Raw genomic sequence first — 20,239 nt, forward strand, 5'->3', positions numbered from 1 at the left:
GTCGGCGTCGCGCGATTCCACCGGACCGGCCGACAGCCTCGTCAGCCCTTGGCGGGTAGGTCGCCGGTGTCCTCCGCCGCCTTGTAGGTGTAGGAGTGGTACGACCCGCTGAGCTTGAGCTCGCTGGATTCGATCACCTCAAGCTGGTCCAGCTCGGTGAATTCGTCGTCGATGACCATTTCGGGTTTCACCGCGACCACGGTGCCTCCTCGTGGGAATCTGCCAGGCAGTCTGGCGGTCCCGGCGGCAGTCAGCGCATGGACCGCACCCTTCTTAACCTGTTCAACGATAGTCACGTCATTCCGCACGTCAATAGCCGTCGAAAGGCAGCCGAGGGGACACAGCCATTCCGGCCGTACATTAAATCAGGCGGGCCGATTCCGGAATGAATAGCGCGATAAGTATTCGTCACCCAGCGGTGTGGGTCGAGGCGCTGTGGTAGTCGGTATAGGTATACGGATTATCGAGGATGGTCGTCTCGGGAATGTCAGGGTTCATCCCCTTCTGCCACGCCTCCTCGCCCATCGTCGAGCGCAGATACTCGATCGTCCGATCGGCGGCGTGGCGGGCCGCGGCGAGGTCGACGCCGACCAGGCGGTGCTCGTGCTTCACCACCCGGCCGTTGACCAGAACCGTGTGCACGTCCCCGCGCTGAGCCTGGAACGCGACGTGCCCGTACGGATTGAGCAGCGGGAACGACACCGGCGAAGCCTCGTTCTTGATGAGAACAAGGTCGGCCTTCTTCCCGGCGGCGATGACGCCGAGATCGTCGCGGCCGAGGGCGCGGGCGCCACCGCGGGTGGCCCACTCCACGACCTGGTCGGCGCGCAGGCTGCAGTGCGTGACGGTGTCGCCCTTGGCGTGCGCCTCCAGATGCTGGCGAGAGCGGTCGGCGCCGAGGGTGGCGCGCATGGCGGAGAACAGGTCACCGCTCCACCAGACGCTGGTGTCCATCGACAGGGACACTGGGATGCCGTGGGCGCGGATGGCCCAGGTGGGCGGGTAGCCCTGGCCGGCGCTCTGCTCGCTCTCGGTGGAGACCGAGATGGAGCCGCCGGTGGCGGCGATGCGGTGGTAGGAGTCGGCCGACAGCGACGCGGCGTGCACGTACACGGTCTCGGGCGTCATGAAGCCGTGGTCGTGCATGAGCCGGATACCGTCGTCGCCGGTGGCGCCCCACACTCCGGCATGCGTGGTGACCGGGACGCCGAGCTCGCGGGCGACTTCGAAGGCCGGCCGCTCGGGGAAGGCGGGGTCGCCCAGGACGTCGAAGGCGAGCTGGAAGCCGAGCAGGTCGTCCCCGGTGATCCGCCGCCGCACGAAGTCGCGGAACTCCGGTGTGCCCGTCCACGCCGCGGGCGGCTGCTGGATGTTGCCGTACGCGAGGACGTACCGGCCGGGCGCCGACTGGAGCGCGTCCACGGCCGCGTCGGCGTGGTCCACCGTCTGGAGACCGTGCGACCAGTCGACGACGGTCGTGACCCCGGCGTCGACGGCTTCGAGCGCGGCCAGCAGGTTGCCCGCGTGCACGTCCTCGGGCCGGAACAGCTTCCCGTGCTCCAGGTAGTACCAGACGAAGTACTGCGTCAGGGTCCAGTCCGCGCCGTAGCCGCGCATGGCGGTCTGCCACATGTGCCGATGGGTGTCGATCATCCCGGGCATGACGATGCCGTCGCTCGCGTCGATCTCGACGGCGTCGTCCGGCGCCTGGAGCTCGGGCCCCACGGCCGCGATCCGGTCGCCGGCGACGAGGACGTCCGTGCGGGGGAGCACCTGCCGCCCTTCGTCCATCGGGAGCACGGTGCCGCCGCGCAGCACCACGGGCCGTCCGTCCATCGACTCCATCGCCCTCTCCTTACCGCCTCGCGCCGCATTGGCGAACGAGTGTCCGCTGTACGGTCAGCGCAACTCTAGAAGCGCGGGAGAGGATGTCAAGCAGAGGATTTCCCGGTTAGAGTGCAACGGACCAATGTCCGTTGAACGGACGACGGAGGGTGAGTCAATGAGTGATGGGCCGCTGTCAGGTGTTCTGGTGGCCGACTTCTCCCGGATCCTGGCCGGCCCTTATGCCACGATGCTGCTCGCGGACATGGGCGCCGACGTGGTCAAGGTCGAGGGCCCGCAGGGGGACGACACGCGTACGTGGATGCCGCCGGTGCGCGAGGGCGTGTCGACGTACTATCTCGGCGTCAACCGCGGCAAACGGTCGATCGCGCTGGACCTGCGCGACCCGGCCGACGCGGCGGTGGCCAGGGAGCTGGCCCGCCGCGCCGACGTGCTGATCGAGAACTTCAAGCCGGGCGGGCTGGCCAAGTTCGGCCTCGACTTCGCGTCCGTGCGGGCCGCCAACCCGGGCGTCGTGTACGCCTCGATCACCGGGTTCGGCTCGGGCGCCGGGCGCGACGTGCCGGGATACGACCTGATGGTCCAGGCCATCTCCGGCCTGATGAGCCTCACCGGTGACGCGGACGGGCCGCCGTACCGGGCCGGGATCTCGGTCTTCGACGTCATGGCGGGCAACCACGCGGTCATCGGCATCCTGGCCGCGCTGCGGCACCGCGACGCCGTGGGGCAGGGGCAGCTGGTCGAGGTCAATCTGTTGTCGTCGGCGCTCACCGGGCTGGTCAACCACAGCTCGGCGTACGTGGCGGGCGGCACCGTGCCGTACCGGATGGGGAACGCGCACCCGAGCGTGTTCCCGTACGAGCCGCTGCCGACCGCGGACAACGACCTGATCATCGCCGCGCCCAATGACGGGTCGTTCCGCCGGCTCTGCGAGGTCCTCGGCATCCCGGACGTCCCCAGCGACCCACGGTTCGCGCGCAACGTCGACCGGGTGGCGCACCGCGAGGAGTTGCGGCCCATCCTGGTCGAGCGGCTGGTCAAGCGCGGCGCGGTCGAGTGGTTCCAGCTGCTCGTCGAGGCGGGGGTGCCGAGCGGGCCGATCAACACGATCGACGGGGGCTTCGCGATGGCCGAGCGCTTCGGGCTCGACCCGGTCGTGGCCGCCGGGGAGGGGGAGCGCGCGATGCCGACGACGCGACATCCGATCAGGTTCTCCGAGACTCCGGTGAGCTACCGGCTACCGCCGCCCGACCTCGACGAACACGGCGAGGAGCTACGCGCATGGCTGACCTCGTGAACGGCTACCCCACGGCGAGGAGCCGCGCGCATGGCTGACCACGGTTACCCCACGGCGCTCGGCGCGTCGACGCCGACGTCGATCACCCTGCTCGGCCAGGACCTGGCCGAGGAGGTGATGGGCAAGGTCGGCTTCGGTGAGCTGGCCTTCTGGCTGGCCACCCAGCGGCGGCCGACGCCGGCCGAGATCCGCGTGTTCGAAGCCGTGCTCGCCGCACTGGCCGACCACGGGTTCACGCCCACGGCGATCGTGACCCGCCTCACGTACCTGTCCGCGCCCGACTCCGTACAGGGCGCGCTGGCGGCCGGGCTGCTCGGCGGCGGGTCCCGCTTCCTCGGGGTCACCGAGGACTGCGGCCGGTTCCTGCACGACGTGCTGACCTCGCTCGACGGCCCGCCGCCGGACGACGACGCCGGGTGGGACGCCGTCGCCCTCGACGTCGTGTCGGCCCAGCGTACGGCGGCGCGGCGCATCCCCGGCCTCGGCCACCACGTGCACAAGGAGGTCGACCCCCGGACGCCGCGACTGTTCCAGATCGCCGGCGAGGAGGAACTCCTCGGGCCGCACCTGTCGTTGTTCGCCGCGATCGGCCGCGTCCATCCGCGGGTGCTGGGCCGTACGCTGCCGCTCAACGGCGCCGGGGTCTGCGGCGCGGCGCTCGCCGACCTGGGGCTGCCCCTGGAGCTGCTGCGCGGTTTCGCGTTGCTGGCCAGGACAGCCGGGCTGATCGGGCAGCTGGCCGAGGAGCTGCGCCACCCGGTGGCCAACGAGATCTTCCTGTCGGTCGACCTGAACCACCAGTCCGTCTCACCTGAGCCACATCCCCCTGGAGGTGCGCATGGCTGAACTGGTCGCGGTGATCGCGTCCACCCACCATCCCTTCTTCTACCGGGCCAGCACCGCCACCGGCGAGGACCGCCCGCCGTTCGCGGACGAGTGGGTACGCAAGGTGGAGGCGTTCCGGGAGACGCTGACCCGGGCCCGCCCGGACGTGCTGGTGATGGTCGGCTCGGACCACTTCCACCAGCTGTGGCTGGACAACATGCCGCAGTTCCTGGTCGGCAAGGCCCCCTTCTACGACGCGAACTTCTACAACGAGGAGCGCGAGTTCGGCCTGCCGAGGATGCTGTTCAAGGGTCAGGAGGACCTGTCGGCGTACGTGCTGCGCGAAGGCATCGACGCCGGGTTCGACCTGGCGTTCTCCAACGAGCTGCGGATCGACCACTCGATCACCTGCCCGATCATCACGCTCCGGCCGCAGAACGACCTGCCGATCGTGCCGATCTACACCAACATCTTCGCGCCGCCGTTACCGCGCCCGGCCAGGTTCGTCCAGCTCGGGCGGACGATCCGGCAGCTGGTCGAAGCGTGGCCGGCCGACAAGAGGGTCGCGGTCATCGGCACCGGGCACCTGTCGCTCGAGCTCGGCGGGCCCCGCCAGTTCGGCCCGCACGGGCCGGACCCGGAGTTCGACCAGAAGGCCGTCGGCTGGATCGCGTCCGGGGACATCGAGGGCTGCCTGGCCGAGGTGACCCTGGACAGCCTGTGGACGCCGGGCAACGCCACCCACGGGTTCATGGACTTCATGTTGATGATGGGCGTCGCGGGCGAGGGCAGGAAGGCCGACTACGTCGACACGTACGACCTGTTCCACACCATGGAGGCCTACTTCACCTGGTATCCCACCGGAGGCGGCTCATGAGCAAGTACCTGCTCGACAAGTTCCTGTTCACCGTCGACCGCGATCCCGAGCTCGTCGAGCGCTACCGCGAGGACCCGCGCGGCACGGTGACGATGTGGGAGGCCGACTACGCCAACCGCATCCTCAACTGCCACGACGGCGAGTCCTCCACCTGGTTGCGGTTCGACGACGTCGAGCGCGAGGCGCTGGCCACGCACGACTATCCGGCGCTGTTCGGGTTGGGGGCGCACCCCTTCCTCACGCTCACGCTGTTCATCGCGATGTTCGAGCGGGACCACGAGCCTCTGGGATTCCAGCTCGAGTACGCCCAGCGGCTCGCGCACTTCGCCATGCCCTATCCCGACATCGCCACCTGAGCCGCCGGGGTGATCACGAGGCGGTGACCTCGGGCACCGTCTCATACCGCGCCCAGTCGGCGCTGATCGCGCCGGCCGTGGTGAGCAGCAGCGGCAGGTATTCCTGGGTCAGCTTCCGTACGGAGGTCTCGGCCGCGTGCACGTTGACGTTGACGGACGCGATGACCTCGCCGAGCCCGTTGCGCAGGGGCGCGGCCACCGACCGGATGCCCAGCGAGAGCTCCTCGTCCGTCAGCGCCCAGCCCTTGGCCCGCACCACCCGCAGCGCCGCGTCGCGCTCCTCCGCGTCCGGCTCCCAGCGCGGCTGGATGCCCGAGCGGCTCGGCTCGGCCAGGACCCGGCTCACCTCGGCGGGTGGCAGCGCGGCGAGCAGTACCTTGCCGAGCGAGGTCTGCAGGGCCGGGAACCGCGTCCCGATCTGCACCCGAAGCGCGACGATCTTCGGCACGGCCACCCGGGCGACGTACACGATGTCCGACCCGTCGAGCTGAGCGATCGAAGAGGACTCGTTGGTCTGCTCGACCAGCCGCTCCATATGTGGCCGGGCGACCTCCCACAGACCCATCGAGCGCACGTACGACATCCCGAGCTCCAGCACGCGCGGGGTGAGCGCGAAGCCGCCCTGCTCGGCCCGCGCGTATCCCAGCTCCTGCAGGGTCAGCAGGATCCGCCGGGCCGTCGGACGGGCCAGCCCGGCCGCGGTGGCCACCTCGGTCAGCGACATGCTCGCCCGTCCCGGCTGGAACACTCTGATGACATCGAGGCCACGGGCCAGCGCCTCGATGAAATCGGGTCCGGTCTCGGCGCGCGCCATGGGAGGTCTTCCTCTGCTCGGTTGTCCGCGTGGCGGCGGCGTCCCGGCCGTGGCACCTGCGGCGAATCGCCTGATTATACCAGCGGGCGACCGCCAGCCGGACACTTGTCCGAGCAGACTGGTTCTAGCCGCCGATCACCCCGAAGACGGCGATGAAGACCGCGTAGCAGAGCACGATCACGACGGCGCCCACCATGTTCGCGCGGGCGGAAGCCGTCCGGCCGGGTACGAGCCATGCCGCGAAGACCCTGTTCACCAGCGGCATGGCCAGCCACGTGAGGGCGGTGACGCTCAACACGTTGCTGAGGAACATGGCGAGGTATCCGGGCAGGTGCGCCATCTCGAACCCACGGCCCACCGTCAGGTTGAGGATCATCACCGTGGGATAGAGAACCAGAAGCACCATCATGGCCTGTTTCCAGCTCGGCGGGGCGCCGTCTCCCGCTTCACGCCCGAACTGGAACCAGCCGCTGAACGCCGACTGGACCTTGCGCACGTCGTAGTCGACGAAGTAGTCGCGCCCCTCCTCCAGCAGTTTCCTGCGGCTGCCGGACCCGAGCCATTCGTCCAGATGCTCGCGGGTGTCATAGCGAAGCAGCACGACCCAACGATCCTGGACGCCGATCACCGGCTCGAACTCCTCGGTCCCCATGAAGCCCGCGAACCTCTCCTGCGCTTTGCGGACCTTCTCCTGCCAGCGCGCGAAGTCAGCCTCGCGCCCCGGCCGCACATGATGCGAGATCACCGCCGTGACGGCTTCCCGGACCGCCGTCCCCCCGGCGAGAACCTCCTGCGACGCGGGCTCCTCCAGCATCGGGCCGACCTCGTCGAGCAATTTCCGCCGCACCTCGGAATCAAGCCACGCGGTCAATTGCCCGATGCTGGAGAAGCGAAATACGACGACCCATGAATTCTGCTCGCCGGCGATCGGCGGATAAATCTGGGTGCCCTCGAATCCGGGAAAACCGCGAGCGATCTCGGTCGTCTTGTCCTGCCACCGCTCATAATCATTGTCGCGGCCTTGACGAACTTTCGAGGAAATAACCACGGTCGCGCCCTGACTGCCGGGACTGTGGCCACCACCAGGCTCCATGGGGCCGAGTGTAGTGCAGCAGCGCCCGGGGAAGGAGCGGGAAGCAGCGGTTGGCCAGATCGGCGAAGTGCCGAAACTTCAACCGCCTTTTACGGATCGGAGGTTTCGGAATGGACTCCAAGGATTTCATGGCGGAAGCGGTACGCCTCGCTATCGAGTCCGTAGAGAACGGTTGGGGCGGCCCTTTCGGGGCGGTACTCACCAACGACGGAGAAATCATCGCCCGGGGGCAGAATCGCGTCCTTCTCACGGGCGACCCCACGGCCCATGCCGAAGTGGAGACCATCCGCAAGGCCATTCAGATCTTGAATTCCCGGGCCCCCTCCATACCGGAGAGCCAGCAGAACGAATCGACCCTGGAGCTGGTGCCGCGCCCTGAGGGATCTCCCGATCTCATGCCGGAGCGAGCCCGGATGCTCATGGGATACACGCTTTACAGCAGTGGCGCCCCCTGCCCCATGTGCATGAGCGCCATCTACTGGTCCCGTATCGACCGGGTCTACTTCGCCTTCGACCTGGCGGCGACGAAGAAGATCGGCTTCGACGACGAGTTCCAGTACCAGGACTTCAACCGGCCGCTCGACGAGCGAAGGATCCTGATCCAGCAGGCTCAGCCTGATCTGGGCGCCAAGGCCTGTGCGGCGTGGATGAACAAGCCCGACCGGCACCCGTACTGACAGGCTGTCGGTACGGGCGCCGGTCAGGTCGTTCAGGTGATGCGGCCGGTCCAGTACGCGGCCGCGGCGCGGAAGATCATGTACAGCCCGGTGTCGAAGTACGGGGAGACCCCCGTGTCGTAACGGCCGTCGCCGTCGGTGTCGGAGACGCCGGTCGTGATGCCGTTGAGGTAGCCGAGGTGCTGGTCGTCGCTGTAGCTCTGGAGCCAGGAGGAGCCGAGGGAGCCTTCGCCGGTGAACGGCGAGTCGACGCCGACGGGCTGGTCGGCGGGCGGGTCGGACAGCCGCATGACGAAGGTCTGCCCGGTGGACCGCTCAAGTGTCTCGCCGGTGTAGGGCCGAGTTCCGTCGGGGTTGGCGCCGGCGGGATAGCCGAAGACGTCGACGGTCGGCGTCGTCGTCTGGTTGACGGCGAGACCCTGCCCGCCGACGATGTCCACCAGCCTCCCGGTAGTGGTCAGCGCTCCCGAGGCGGGCAGGACGACGCCGGAGAAGACGTTCACGAAGGCGAAGTCGCGGTCGTGGTCCCTGTACTGGGTGAAGTCGTAGTGGGTGAACGCCTGCTTCGCGACGTACAGGCCGGACGGGGTGGCCCCCTCGGTGTAGCCGGGAACGAAGGCCAGCTTGTCGACAGTGGCGGGGGCGCCCTCCATGTCGTACACACAGTGCGCGTCGGTGGCGACGAGGTTGCGGTACTGCGACTGCACGGCGGTGCCCGAGCACCAGTGCGGCTGACCGTCGGCGCCGACGAAGAACACCTTCCCCGAGGTCTGGGGCAGCTGCCCTTCCGCCGCCGGAGGCACCGGCACCACCAGAGCGGGCTTGCCGGGCGGAACGACGGGGTCGGACGTGCGTTCCCCGTGGGCTTCGGTCGTTGGGGCGTAGGGCGTGGCGCTCTTGAGGTTGGCGCCCCCGTCGGCGAGCCAGAAGGTCGCGACCTGCGGAGCGTTCGCCATAGTGGCCAGCGGGGCCGACACCACGTCCGCGGCCTGAGCGGGTGTGGCGACGGCGATGGCGCCCAGCAGCCCTACGCCGACACCTAACGCGAGCAGCCTGCGTCGGATCATCGATCATCCCCGTTCCGTCGTGGGGCGTCCATGGCGGCCCCATCAGCGTGGAAAGCCGGTCTGGCTGGACCAGCACCAAGATCGTAATCCTTGGAGATCATTCCGGGAAGCCCTAATGCGAACTCATGTTCGACATTCGCTGGCGGGGATTCGCGTGGGATAGACATGGATCATGTCCGGGCGATCCTCCCGGCCGAGAGCGGCATGTCCGTGGGAGGCAGCAGGTGTTCGATACCCGGCGTCCACTGGTCGGCAGAACCGCCGAACTGGCCCATCTGTCGGGTCTCCTGGACGCGCGGAGGCAATGGGTCTTCGTGTTGCTGACCGGTGAGCCGGGCATCGGCAAGACCCGGCTGCTGGGCGCGTTCGCCGATCTCGCGCGCGAACGGGGCATCGTGGCCATCGCCGGACGGGCCACCGAGTTCGAGCGCAGCGCGCCGTACGGGATCGTGCAGGACGCGCTCGCCGACGCCCACCAGCATCCTGAGCTCGCCGGACACCTCGATGGGCTGCGCGCGCTGCTGTCGCGGGAGAGCGGGACGGGTGACCTGGCCGGTCTGGACCGGCACCGCCGCTTCCGCGGGATGCGTCAGGGCGTGGAGCGGATGGGCGAGTCGAGCACGCTGCTGGTCCTCATGGACGACGTGCAGTGGGCCGACGACGCCTCGGTGGAGGTGATCGACTACCACATCAGGCATCCGCCGAACACGAGCGCCGTGATCGTGCTCGCCTGCCGTACCGGCGAGCTGCCCAGAGGGCTGGCCCGGTCGCTGACCTCGGCGAACGTCGTCAACCTGCCACTCGGCCCGCTGTCGGCCGCCGAGGCCGACAGCATGCTCGCCGGGCAGTTGCCCTCTCCGGGGAGGCGGCAGCTGTCCCGTCCGGGAAGGCGGCGGCTGTACGAGCGCAGCGGCGGCAACCCGCTGTTCCTGGAGATCCTGGCCGCGCTGCCGGACACCCCGGCCGCCGACCTCGCGGAGATCACCGGTGCTCTCGCGGAGGTCACCAGGACCGATGCCCTCGACCGGTTGATCGTGGCCGAACTCGCCGGGCTGGACCCGGACCGGCAGCTGGTGGCCCAGGCGGCGGCCGTCGCCGGTGACGACTTGGACGTGGCGTTCGTGGCGGCCGTGTCCGGGCTGGACCCCCGTACCGTCGAGCCGGCGTTGGACGAACTGGTGCGCCGCAGGGTGCTCGGAACGGCCGGGCGGGCGTTGGTGTTCAGGCACCCGCTGGTCCGCGCGGCCGCGTACCAGCTGGCCGGGCCCTCCTGGAGGCGGGCGGCGCATCGCCGGGCGGCGGAGCACCTGCTCGCGCGGGGCGTCTCGGACGTCCGCCGCGCGGTGCACATGGAGCACGCGATAGGCGTGGGCGACGCGGACGGGGCCGCGCTGCTCGTCGCGGCGGCGGAAGCGGTGTCGGTCAACGCGCCCGCGACGGCGGCGCGATGGTTCCGCGCCGCGCTGGAGGCGTCGCCCGCTGACGCGACGCCGGAGCTGCGGGTGTCGCTCGCGGCGGCGCTCGGCGTGTCCGGGCGGTTGGAGGAGGCCCGGGGGCTGCTGCACGAGCTCGTACGGGAAGGCGGCGGCAACAGGGACCAGGCGGTGGGGCTGCTGTCCGCGATGCAACGGTCGCTGGGACGGTTGGAAGAGGCCAGGGCGCTGCTCACCGGCGAGCTGGCCCGGGTGGACGACTCCGCGGGCAGGCCTCCCCTCCTGGTGGAGCTGGCGGCGATCGACCTCTTGCAGGGCCAGTGGGACTCGGCCGCGGACAACGCCTCACAGGCCCTGGACCAGCCGGACCAGGAGAGCCCCCAGGGGGCGCAGGCGAGCGTGCGGAGATCTGCCCGGCCGGGGACATCGGCGTCGGCCGTCACGCTGCTCGCGGTCGCCGAGCTGTACCGCTGCCGCTTCCCCGACGGATATCGCCTCCTCGCCCGCGCCAGGACGCTCATGGACGCCCTGACCGACCGCGAGCTGTGCGACGACCTCGGCGTCGTGGCACCTCTGGCGTGGGGCGAGTTCATCGTCGACCACCACGACGACGCGCTGCGGCACCTGGCCCGGGGGTTGCAGGTCGCCCGCGACCACGGCCGCGACAACGTCGTCCCCCTGCTGCACGCGGCGCGGGCCATGGTCCGTGCCGCGCTGGGCGAGATCGAGGCGGCGCTGGCCGACGCCGAGGAGGCGGAGGAGATCGCGCGTCATCTCGGCAGCGCCGAGATGCTCGCGTTCGCGCACGTGGTCAAGTCCCGGCCGCTGCTGTGGCAGGCGGGTCCCGAGGCCGCCGTGCCGCTGGTGGAGGAGGTGCTGCACGGTCCGGGCATGCGCTCGGCGTGGTGGCGGACCATCGCCGACGACGTGGTGTCGGAGGTGCTGCTGTCGGTCGGCCGTACGGAGGACTGCCGGCGGTTCCTGGCCGCCCGCGTCGGCGGCGATCCGTCGGGGCTCGGGCCCGGCGCGGCGAGTGTCTTCGCCCGCCGCGCGCGGACGGAGGCGGCCCGCGGCGACCTGACGGCGGCCGGGCAGTGGTACGAGCGGGCCGCCGCGGTCGTGGCGTCGGGAGCGCCGCCCGCCCGGTCCGCCGACGTCGAGGCGGCCCGCGCGGTGCTGGCGATGGCCGCGGACCGTCCGCATGAGGCGGAAGCGGCGGCTCGCGCGGCCGTGGACTGCCTCGTCACGGCCAGACTGCCCGTCGGCGAAGGCTTCGCCCGGATGCTGCTGGCCGAGGTGAGCGCGGACGCGGGCGACATCCGCACGGCGCAGGAGCAGCTCGGCCAGGCCAAGGCCCTGTTCACGCGGGTGGGCGCGCCGTGGCCGGCGGCGCAGGCCGGGCGCAGGCAGCGCGGCACCGCGGCCCATGGGGCGGGTGGGCGGTTGTCGGAGCGCGAACGCGAGATCGTCGAGTTGGTCGGCGAGGGCCTGACGAACCGGCAGATCGGCGAGCGGCTGTACCTGAGCCCGCGCACGGTCGAGACGCACCTGGCGCGCGTCTTCCGCAAGCTCGGCGTCAACACCCGCGCGGCCCTGGCCCGCCGGTCGGCGGGCCGGGTGTGAGATCACACGGTGCATCGGCGGGCGTGAGGTCACCTGGACATGGTGGATCGGCGGGCCCGGCCGCGGGATCCGTCGAACGACGTACCCCCTGATGAGACGGCATCCGTGAAATGACGGACCTTCCCGATTACGGGTCGGTGGCTCTTCGCCGGTGAAGGGCCACGTGGTGAGAATTCGGACGGATCAACCGAGCACCACGAACGGAAAGGCCTCCATGGGCATCCCCAGAAGACTGCTCACCGGATTACTCAGCGCCCTCATCGTCCTGGCCGGCTTCGTCGTCGCGTCACCGCCGGCCAGCGCCGACAGACTGGTCGCCGAGGCGTCGCTGCACTCCTGGCACGCCAACAACCAGAACAAGACCATCGACACCACGGTCAAGGTCTACGCCAGCGGCAACGTCTACGGGGTCTCGACGGTCGAGTCGGGCGTCTACCTCACCGGCGTCCGCCTGTGCGCCAAGGCTCTGCTCCTCAACGTCGACGGCATGGTCATCGGCGAGGTCGGCGGCGACTGCTGGGGCGTCAACGGCACCGCCTTGGGCTACTCCAAGCGTACGGAGAACTGGTCCGGGCAGGTCTCCCCGGACGTCGCCGAGCAGACGTACGCGGTGTCGATCGTGCACTGGAACAACGGCATCGACTGGGGTCAGGTCCTCGGCTTCGCCAAGTTCATCTGGACCGTGTACAAGACGCTCCGCACCGACGGCTCCGACGCCTCGGCCAACACCGTGGTCCTGCCCAACTACCAGCCCATCGAGTTCGCCGGCAACAACGGCAGCAGTGGTGGCGGTGGCGGCGGCAGCCCGCACAACCCCAAGCCGAACGATCCCTGACCGGAACCCTCCAACGGGGTGGCGCGACGACACACTCGCGCCACCCCTCCGGGCGTCACGTCGCGCTCCAGCCAGGTCAGCCCAGGTCCCGCGTGGCCGCCGTCCATGGCCGGAGCTTCTCGGGGTTGCGTACCGCCCAGATGCGCTTGATCCGGCCGTCTTCGACGTCGAAGGCCGCCACCGTCACGGCGACGTCGTTCTGATGAGCCACCAGACCGGGCTGACCGTTGACCGTACGCTCCAGGATGGTCAGGTCGGGTGCCCGGCCGGCGAGGGCGAGGATGTAGCGGGCGATCCGCTCGCTGCCTTCGATCGGGTGGAGCCCGGCGCTGACGAGGCCGCCGCCGTCGATGATCGCCGTGGCGTCGGGGTCGAGAAGACCGATGAGGGCGTCGATGTCCTTGGCCTCCCAGGCCTGCTTGAAGTCCCTGACGATGCCGGACTGCCGCGCCGCCGGAGTTGCCGGCGCCTGCGAGGCACCAAGCCGGCGGCGGGCCGAGGAGGCCAGCTGGCGACAGGCCCCCGGCGTACGGCCGACGATCTCGGCCACCTCGGCGAAGGAGTAGCGGAAGACATCGTGCAGGACGAGCGCGACGCGCTCGGCCGGGGTCATCGAATCGAGCACGACCAGGAAGGCCATGGTGATCGACTCGTCGAGGGTGACGCGGTCCACCGGGTCGACCGGCCGCCCGGTGATCCACTCCGTGGGGTCGGGCAGCGGCTCGGGGATCCATTCGCCGACGTAGCTCTCGCGCCGGGTCCGTGCCGAGCCGAGCAGGTCCAGGCAGATGCGACTGGCGACCGTCGTCAGCCAGGCGCCGGGGACTTCGATGACGTCCTGCTGCTGCCGGGTCATGGCGTACCAGCGGGCGTAGGTCTCCTGTACGACATCCTCCGCGTCGGCCAGGGAGCCCAGGAGGCGATAGGCGAGATTGATCAGCTGACGCCGCTCGCTCATGATCGCGCTCAGTCCCGGATCGGATGGGGTGGTCATGGTGGAGACGGCTCCCTTGGTCGTATCTGCCCTCACCCGTTCGACGAGACAGTGCGCGGGACTGTGAGGTCGGCGCGTCGCCTGACATTTTCCGTGGTTGTCTCGTCGGACTGCTGGGACCCGGATCGCAGCGATCAACGATGCGCGGGGACGGCTTCCTCAACGGAAGTTCTTGCAGGTAACAACCACAAAGGACAGCTTATGTTCACCGCTTATGTCGCGGTCACCATCTTCGCCGCGCTCCTGTTCGGCAGCGCCGCCGTCGTCTACCTGATCGGCCACGAATTTCCCAAGGCCCAGGCGGACATGAAGCGCCTGCCACGGTCGTGGGTACCGGTGCTGGGCATGATGCTGGCGGCGGGCTCTTTGGGGCTGCTGGGCGGGTTCGCCGTGCCGATGCTGGGGACACTCGCCGCCTACAGCCTCGTGCTGTACTTCGTCGGCGCGCTCCTCGCGCACCTGCGAGTGGGTTCCCGCAAGCTCGTGAACTGGGGCGGATTCTTCTTCACCGCGGTGGCCGCACTAGCCGTGAACCTGGCCTACCACTGGTCGTGATCCGTAGAGATCGAGAAGGGAGACCTCGCCATGACCGTCCGGCAGACGACGCCACGGCCGTGATGCGCTCCAGGGATGAACTACACCGGGTGATGAAGGCGAAGCGTGGCCGTCGCGCCGCCGTCCGGGGCGTTGGCGAAGGCGAGATCGGCGCCGATCACCTGTGCCTGTCCGGCGGCGATGGCCAGGCCCAGGCCATGGCCGTGGCCACGCTCGGCCCCGCCCGTACGGAACCGCTGCGGCCCCTCCGCCAGCAACCCGTCCGGGAATCCGGGGCCGTGGTCGCGTACGACGATCGTCGTGTCGTTCACGGCGACCTCGACCGGAGAGCGCCCGTGGCGGTGAGCGTTGGTGACCAGGTTCGTGATGATCCGGTCGATGCGCCGCGGATCGGTGTCGACCACCGGCTCACCGGTCACCGTCAGCCGGACCGCAAGCTTCGTCCGGGCCACGCACTCCTCGACGACCCGGCCCAGCGGCACCGGACGGCGATCGGCCCACTCCGCGCCCGCGTCCAGCCGGGAGATCTCCAGCAGGTCCTCCACCAGCGCCCGCAGCACCCGCACCCGGTCACGTACCAGGTCGGTGGCCTGGCTCTCCAGGAGCAGTTCGGCCGAGACGACCAATCCCATCAGCGGGGTACGCAGTTCGTGGGCCACGTCGGCGGTGAAGCGCTGCTCGCTCAACAGCCGGTCCCGCAGACTGTCGGCCATCGAGTCGATGGTGGCCGAGATCTCGGTGATCTCGTCACCGCCCCGGCGGCCCATCATGCTCCTGGCCTCCAGGTCGCCGTCCGCGATCCGCCGCGCGGTGCGGGCCACCCGCCTCAGCCGCCGGTTGGACGTCTCGGCGGCCAGCACGGCCAGAGGTACGACGATCGCGAGCGCGACCAGCGACGCCTTCACGATGTTCCGGTCCAGGGCCCACAGGCCGCGGATCTCCGAGCCCATGTCGATCTGCACGGCCAGCACCTGGCCGTCGATCAGCTGCGCCGCCCACATCCAGGGAACGTCCGGCCGGCGGTCGTCGTACCAGGTGCTGAACTCGCCGGTGCTCCTGGCCCGCTGGAGCAGCGCGGGCGGGACCTGAGCGGGCTGCGGCGCATCGCCCGTACGCCGGTAGGTGTCCACCTCGGCCAGCAGCGCGCTGAAAGCCCGGTCTCTGCCCAGGCTCATGGACCGGTCGAAGGCGCTCCGGTGGACCAGCACCCCGACGGCCAGCGCGACCGCGCAGGACGTCACGGCCACCAGCGCGGCGATCTTCCAGCGCAGCGACCGCCAGTTCAGCGGCCCACGTACCGTCCGGGCGATGGCCTGTCCCACGTCAGCGCCGCAGCTTGTAGCCGAAGCCGCGCACCGTCTCGATCCGGTCGGCGCCGATCTTCTTGCGCAGCCGCTGCACGCACAGGTCGACGACGCGGCTGTCCCCGTCCCAGCCGTAGTCCCAGACGTTGCGCAGCAGCGTCTGCCGGTCCAGCACGATCCCCGGATTCGCGGCGAACTCCAGCAGCAGCCGCAACTCGGTGGGAGCGAGCTCGACCAGCTCCCCGGCGCGGCGCACTTCCAATCCCTGCGGATCGATGGCCAGGTCCCCGAAGACCAGGCCGGTGGCCTCCTGGACGTGTTCCGGCCCCGGGGCGAAGGAGGCCCGGCGCAGCAGGGAACGGATCCTGGCCACCAGCACGGAGGTGTCGACCGGCTTGACCACGTAGTCGTCGGCTCCCGCCTCCAGCCCCGACACCACGTCCAGGGCGTCACCCCGCGCGGACATCATCAGGATCGGCACCAGGCTCCACTCCCTGACCTGCCGGCACAGCCCGATGCCGTCCAGGCCTGGCAGCATCACGTCCAGCAGCAGCACGTCGTGCCGCTGCTCCCTGAACAGTTCGAGGCCCGTCAGGCCGTCGGCCGCCGTGCTCACGCGATAGCCGTAGCGCTCCAGCACCATCCCGACGGTCTTGCGGATCACCTCGTCGTCCTCGACGAGCAGCACGGTCACCGGAGCCGACATTTCCCCCCAAAAGCTGTGACGCCACAGACGATACAAGCCGCGGACATCCGCGATGCCTCAGCCATGTATCAGCCACGAATCAACCCTCATACGGAGGAGGGGTATAGTCCCCACTCTACAACCCGTACACAGATGTACGAGATAGTGGGGAACGTGGATGCCATCCATTCAAGCGCGGCTGTCGGTGAACGGCCGCAAGCACGAGGTGGAGCTGGACACCCGGGTCAGCCTGCTCGACTGCCTACGCGAGCACCTCGGCCTGACCGGTACCAAGAAGGGCTGCGACCAGGGGGCCTGCGGCGCCTGCACGGTGCTGCTGAACGGTGAGCGGGTCAACTCCTGCCTCGTGCTCGCCGCGCAATGCGCGGACGCGGAGGTCACGACCATCGAGGGGCTGGCCTCATCAGAGGTCGGCCGGGCGATGCAGGAGGCGTTCGTCCGCAACGACGGCCTGCAGTGCGGCTACTGCACGCCGGGTCAGGTCTGCTCGGCCGTGGCCATGCTCGCCGAGTACGAGGCGGGGGTGCCGAGCGCCGTAGGCGGGTCCGGTCTGACGGACGCCGAGATCAGGGAACGGCTGGCGGGCAACCTGTGCCGGTGCGGCGCGTACAACGGGATCCTCGCGGCGGTGCGGGAGGTCGTCCAGTGAACCCGTTCTCTTACATACCGGCCACCGACACCTCCTCAGCCGTCGCCCTCGCCGCGAACGGGGCGAAGTACCTGGCGGGCGGCACCAATCTCGTCGACCTGATGCGCCAGGGCATCGAGACGCCGCACGAGCTCGTGGACATCAGCCGCCTGCCGCTCGCCGACATCGAGGAGCGGCCGGGCGGCGGCCTGCGGATCGGGGCCCTGGTCCGCAACACCCGGGTGGCCGCCGACGAGCGGATTCGCGAGCGTTACCCGGTGCTGGCCCAGGCCATCCTGAACGGCGCCTCTCCCCAACTGCGCAACCGCGCCACCGTGGGCGGCAACCTGATGCAGCGCACCCGCTGCGGCTACTTCTACGACCGGCACTCGGCCTGCGGCAGACGTGATCCGGGCGCCGGCTGCGACGCCCTCGACGGGTTCAACCGCACGCACGCCATCCTCGGCACAAGCGAGAGCTGCGTCGCCGTACATCCGTCGGACATGTGCGTGGCCCTGGCCGCCCTGGACGCCGTGGTCGACATCGCGGGCCGCGACCCCGTACCGCTGGTGGACTTCCACCGCCTGCCCGGAGACACGCCGCACCTGGAGACGGTGCTCGCGCCGGGGGAGTTGGTGACCTCCATCGATCTGCCGCCGGCTCAGCCGGGCCGCTCGGTGTACCTCAAGGTGCGCGACCGGGCCAGTTACGCCTTCGCGCTGGTCAGCGTGGCCGCCGTCGTCCGCATGGAAGCGGGCCGCGCCACCGGCGTGCGCATCGCGTTGGGCGGGGTCGCCGCCAAGCCGTGGCGTGCCTACGAAGCCGAAGAACTGCTGACCGGCACCTCTCTCGACGACGAGCACGTCAACCGAGCGGCCGAACTGGCGCTGACCGGCTCCCGCCCGCGCGCGCACAACGCGTTCAAGGCCGAGGTGGCCCGGCGCCTGATCCGGCGAGCGCTGCGAGGAGTCAGGTCATGAATCTCATCGCACGCGGCTTCACCCTCGCCAGCAAGGCGCTGACCAGGCTGGCCAGACTCCTGCCCGACGGCAGGCCCGATCCCCTGGCGCACCGCCGCGCCGAGCTCGGCAGGCCGACCGACCGGCTGGACGGGCGCGCCAAGGCCACCGGCGCCGTCCGCTACACGGCCGAGCGGCAGCTCCCCGGCCTCGCCTACGCGGTCGTGGTGGGCAGCACCATCTCCAGGGGCCGGGTCGCCGCCGTCCACGTTCCGCCGGCGCCCGGTGTGCTGCTCGTGATGACCCACGACAACGCGCCCGCGATGAAGCGCACCCCCGCCTACGCCACCATGAAGGGCCCGCTCGGTGCCGCCGCGATGAGCCTGCCGGTGCTCAACACCGACGAGATCTTCTGGTACGGCCAGCCCATCGCGGTCGTCGTGGCCGAGTCCCTGGAACAGGCCCGGTACGCGGCCTCGCTGATCCACGCCGACTACGAGCCGTGGCCGGCCAGGCTGTCGATGGCCGACGGGAAGCCGTACACGCCCGCGCACGCCGTGCTGGAGGAGCCCGTGACCAGACGCGGCGATGTCCGCACGGCGCTCGGCGCGGCGGCGGCCACGGTCGAGGCCGAGTACACCACGCCGCTCGAACACCACAACGCCATGGAACCGCACGCCACCGTGGCCAACTGGGAGGGCGACCGCCTCACGGTCCACGACACCGCGCAGTACCCCTATGGCGTCAAGGAGATGCTGGCCAAGAAGTTCTCACTCGCCGAGGAGAACGTCCGCGTGCTGGCGCCGTTCATCGGCGGCGGCTTCGGCGGCAAGACGCCGGCCTGGCCGCACGTCTGGCTCACCGTGGCGGCGGCCAAGCTCTCCGGCCGTCCCGTCAAGCTCGTGCTCTCGCGGGCCGACGTGTTCGCCATGACCGGTGGCCGGGCCCCGACCCGCAGCCGCGTCGCGCTCGGCGCCGACGCCGCAGGGCGGCTCATCGCGCTCGAACATGACGCCCTGGCCCCGTGCACGACCGACGAGTTCGCCGAGGCCGCCGTCGTCGCCTCCCGCCACCTGTACGCCTGCCCCAACGTCCATGTCGTCCAGCGGGTGGTCCGCCTGGACCGCATCCAGAACGCCTTCTTCCGCGGCCCCGGCGTCGCCCCCGGATCCTTCGCGCTGGAATCCGCCATGGACGAGCTGGCCTGGCGGCTCGACCTCGACCCGCTTGAGCTGCGCCTGCGCAACGAACCGGAGCGGGACCCGATGAGCGGCATCAGCTTCACCAGCCGCCACCTGCGCGAGGCGTACGCCCTGGGCGCCGAGGCGTTCGGCTGGTCCCGGCGCCCACCCGCACCCCGCGCGACGCGGGACGGCCGCTGGCTCGTGGGGTATGGGATGGCCGCCGCGATCAACCCCGACGCCGTGCTCATCGCCGGAGTCAAGCTGCGCCTGTCCGCCGACGGCACCGTCACCATCCGCAGCAGCACCAACGAGCTGGGCGCCGGCACCTCGACCGCGCAGAGTCAGGCCGCGGCCGACCGCCTTGGGCTGCCTCTAGACCGGATCCGCTTCGAGCAGGGCGACTCCAACGTGGCCAGGACCCGCATCCCCGGCGCCTCGGCCGCGACCACGACGCTCGCCTCGGCCGTCTGGTCCGCCCGCGACAACCTCGTCCGCGAGCTGCTGAAGCTGGTGCGTGAGACCGACTCACCGCTGGCGGGACGGCCGTTCGAGGAGGTGGAGACCCGCGACGGTGGCCTGTTCGGGCCCCGTGGGGGTGAAAGCTACGAGCGCGTTCTGGCCAGGGCCGGGCTGGAGGGCGTGGAGGTGGCGGGGAAGTCGGCGCTGCCGTACCAGACCATCAAGCGGGGCACCTACTCCTACGGCGCGCACTTCTGCGAGGTGCGGGTCGACGAGGAGACCGGCGAGGCGCGCGTCACACGCTGGGTCGGGGCGTTCGACGGCGGCAGGATCGTCAACCCCAAGCAGGCCACCAGCCAGATGCGCGGCGGCATCATCATGGGCATCGGCATGGCGCTGACCGAGGAGACGCTGCTCGACGAGCGCACCGGCCTCATCGTCAACCGCGGCCTGGCCGAGTACCACGTGCCGACCCATGCCGACGTGCCCGGCATCGACATCCACTTCGTCGACCGGCCCGACCCGCAGACCCCGCTGGGCGCCAAGGGCATCGGCGAGCTCGGCATCGTGGGCGTGGCGGCCGCCATCGCGAACGCCGTCTATCACGCGACCGGCGAACGCGTCCGCTCCCTCCCCATCACTCCGGACAAACTCATGTAGCGAGATTGGAATACGGTAGGGGGGTATAGTATGTTGAAGAAGTCGAAA

The 20,239-nt window shown here is 70.1% G+C and carries 19 protein-coding genes; 11 read left to right on the forward strand and 8 right to left on the reverse strand.

Annotated features, from left to right (window positions below):
- Positions 1 to 41 precede the first annotated feature (41 nt).
- Both AB0B61_RS11285 and AB0B61_RS11290 read right to left on the reverse strand, forming a co-directional pair.
- Entirely contained in the window at positions 42 to 200 is a 159-nt protein-coding gene (locus tag AB0B61_RS11285) for a hypothetical protein (protein ID WP_357938498.1), read from the reverse strand.
- A gap of 208 nt (positions 201 to 408) precedes the next feature.
- Entirely contained in the window at positions 409 to 1,845 is a 1,437-nt protein-coding gene (locus AB0B61_RS11290; RefSeq protein WP_358430834.1) for an amidohydrolase family protein, read from the reverse strand.
- A 157-nt stretch (positions 1,846 to 2,002) separates the two neighbouring features.
- Here AB0B61_RS11290 and AB0B61_RS11295 point away from each other — a divergent pair, with 157 nt between their 5' ends.
- The 4 genes from AB0B61_RS11295 to AB0B61_RS11310 are packed head-to-tail and all read left to right on the forward strand — an operon-like array spanning position 2,003 to position 5,200.
- On the forward strand, positions 2,003 to 3,142 hold the full coding sequence (locus AB0B61_RS11295; RefSeq protein ID WP_358430837.1) for a CoA transferase: 1,140 nt from the start codon (positions 2,003 to 2,005) through the stop codon (positions 3,140 to 3,142).
- 30 nt (positions 3,143 to 3,172) lie between these two features.
- The gene (locus AB0B61_RS11300; RefSeq protein WP_358430839.1) at positions 3,173 to 3,988 is read left to right on the forward strand and encodes a citryl-CoA lyase; all 816 of its coding nucleotides are present in this window, start codon (positions 3,173 to 3,175) and stop codon (positions 3,986 to 3,988) included.
- Positions 3,981 to 4,844, forward strand: coding sequence for an extradiol ring-cleavage dioxygenase (locus tag AB0B61_RS11305; protein WP_358430841.1), 864 nt, complete (start codon positions 3,981 to 3,983; stop codon positions 4,842 to 4,844). Before AB0B61_RS11300 ends, AB0B61_RS11305 begins: the two co-directional genes overlap by 8 nt.
- Positions 4,841 to 5,200 (forward strand): hypothetical protein, encoded by a 360-nt coding sequence (locus AB0B61_RS11310; RefSeq protein WP_358430843.1) that lies wholly within the window; start codon positions 4,841 to 4,843, stop codon positions 5,198 to 5,200. The genes AB0B61_RS11305 and AB0B61_RS11310 overlap by 4 nt, the downstream gene beginning before the upstream one ends.
- A 13-nt stretch (positions 5,201 to 5,213) precedes the next feature.
- On the opposite strand, the gene AB0B61_RS11315 is transcribed toward AB0B61_RS11310, so the two are convergent.
- Positions 5,214 to 6,014, reverse strand: a complete 801-nt coding sequence (locus AB0B61_RS11315) for an IclR family transcriptional regulator C-terminal domain-containing protein (protein ID WP_358430844.1) — start codon at positions 6,012 to 6,014, stop codon at positions 5,214 to 5,216.
- A gap of 124 nt (positions 6,015 to 6,138) precedes the next feature.
- Positions 6,139 to 7,107 (reverse strand): antibiotic biosynthesis monooxygenase, encoded by a 969-nt coding sequence (locus tag AB0B61_RS11320; RefSeq protein WP_358430847.1) that lies wholly within the window; start codon positions 7,105 to 7,107, stop codon positions 6,139 to 6,141.
- A gap of 110 nt (positions 7,108 to 7,217) precedes the next feature.
- On the opposite strand from AB0B61_RS11320, the gene AB0B61_RS11325 reads away from it, so the two are divergent.
- Entirely contained in the window at positions 7,218 to 7,784 is a 567-nt protein-coding gene (locus tag AB0B61_RS11325; RefSeq protein WP_358430849.1) for a nucleoside deaminase, read from the forward strand.
- Between the two features lie 32 nt (positions 7,785 to 7,816).
- Here AB0B61_RS11325 and AB0B61_RS11330 read toward each other — a convergent pair whose 3' ends face one another.
- Entirely contained in the window at positions 7,817 to 8,851 is a 1,035-nt protein-coding gene (locus AB0B61_RS11330) for a hypothetical protein (protein ID WP_358430852.1), read from the reverse strand.
- Positions 8,852 to 9,075: 224 nt separating this feature from the next.
- Here AB0B61_RS11330 and AB0B61_RS11335 point away from each other — a divergent pair, with 224 nt between their 5' ends.
- Positions 9,076 to 11,907 carry an AAA family ATPase gene (locus AB0B61_RS11335; RefSeq protein ID WP_358430854.1) on the forward strand — a complete coding sequence of 944 codons (2,832 nt, stop codon included), beginning with the start codon at positions 9,076 to 9,078 and terminating at the stop codon, positions 11,905 to 11,907.
- A gap of 214 nt (positions 11,908 to 12,121) precedes the next feature.
- Positions 12,122 to 12,742 carry a hypothetical protein gene (locus AB0B61_RS11340; protein ID WP_358430856.1) on the forward strand — a complete coding sequence of 207 codons (621 nt, stop codon included), beginning with the start codon at positions 12,122 to 12,124 and terminating at the stop codon, positions 12,740 to 12,742.
- A gap of 76 nt (positions 12,743 to 12,818) precedes the next feature.
- Here the strand turns inward: AB0B61_RS11340 and sigJ are convergent, their stop codons facing one another.
- Positions 12,819 to 13,736: an RNA polymerase sigma factor SigJ gene (gene sigJ, locus AB0B61_RS11345; protein ID WP_358430859.1), complete on the reverse strand. Its 918-nt coding sequence runs from the start codon at positions 13,734 to 13,736 to the stop codon at positions 12,819 to 12,821.
- 201 nt (positions 13,737 to 13,937) lie between these two features.
- Between sigJ and AB0B61_RS11350 the strand changes: the two genes are divergently transcribed.
- Complete coding sequence (locus AB0B61_RS11350; protein WP_357938526.1) at positions 13,938 to 14,291, forward strand: DoxX family protein; 354 nt, start codon at positions 13,938 to 13,940, stop codon at positions 14,289 to 14,291.
- Positions 14,292 to 14,371: 80 nt separating this feature from the next.
- Here the strand turns inward: AB0B61_RS11350 and AB0B61_RS11355 are convergent, their stop codons facing one another.
- Together AB0B61_RS11355 and cseB are read right to left on the reverse strand one after the other, a co-directional pair.
- Complete coding sequence (locus AB0B61_RS11355) at positions 14,372 to 15,613, reverse strand: HAMP domain-containing sensor histidine kinase (protein ID WP_358430861.1); 1,242 nt, start codon at positions 15,611 to 15,613, stop codon at positions 14,372 to 14,374.
- A 1-nt stretch (position 15,614) separates the two neighbouring features.
- A complete protein-coding gene (gene cseB / locus AB0B61_RS11360) occupies positions 15,615 to 16,301 on the reverse strand; it encodes a two-component system response regulator CseB (protein WP_358430863.1) in 687 nt (228 codons plus the stop codon).
- Positions 16,302 to 16,458: 157 nt separating this feature from the next.
- Between cseB and AB0B61_RS11365 the strand changes: the two genes are divergently transcribed.
- Genes AB0B61_RS11365 through AB0B61_RS11375 form a run of 3 tightly spaced genes read left to right on the forward strand, consistent with a single transcriptional unit; the run spans position 16,459 to position 20,191 of the window.
- On the forward strand, positions 16,459 to 16,950 hold the full coding sequence (locus AB0B61_RS11365; RefSeq protein ID WP_358430865.1) for a 2Fe-2S iron-sulfur cluster-binding protein: 492 nt from the start codon (positions 16,459 to 16,461) through the stop codon (positions 16,948 to 16,950).
- Entirely contained in the window at positions 16,947 to 17,909 is a 963-nt protein-coding gene (locus tag AB0B61_RS11370) for a xanthine dehydrogenase family protein subunit M (protein ID WP_358430868.1), read from the forward strand. Before AB0B61_RS11365 ends, AB0B61_RS11370 begins: the two co-directional genes overlap by 4 nt.
- On the forward strand, positions 17,906 to 20,191 hold the full coding sequence (locus AB0B61_RS11375) for a xanthine dehydrogenase family protein molybdopterin-binding subunit (protein WP_358430870.1): 2,286 nt from the start codon (positions 17,906 to 17,908) through the stop codon (positions 20,189 to 20,191). The genes AB0B61_RS11370 and AB0B61_RS11375 overlap by 4 nt, the downstream gene beginning before the upstream one ends.
- Positions 20,192 to 20,239 lie beyond the last annotated feature (48 nt).

The organism is Nonomuraea sp. NPDC049158, assembly GCF_040648335.1.
Taxonomy (GTDB): Bacteria; Actinomycetota; Actinomycetes; order Streptosporangiales; family Streptosporangiaceae; genus Nonomuraea.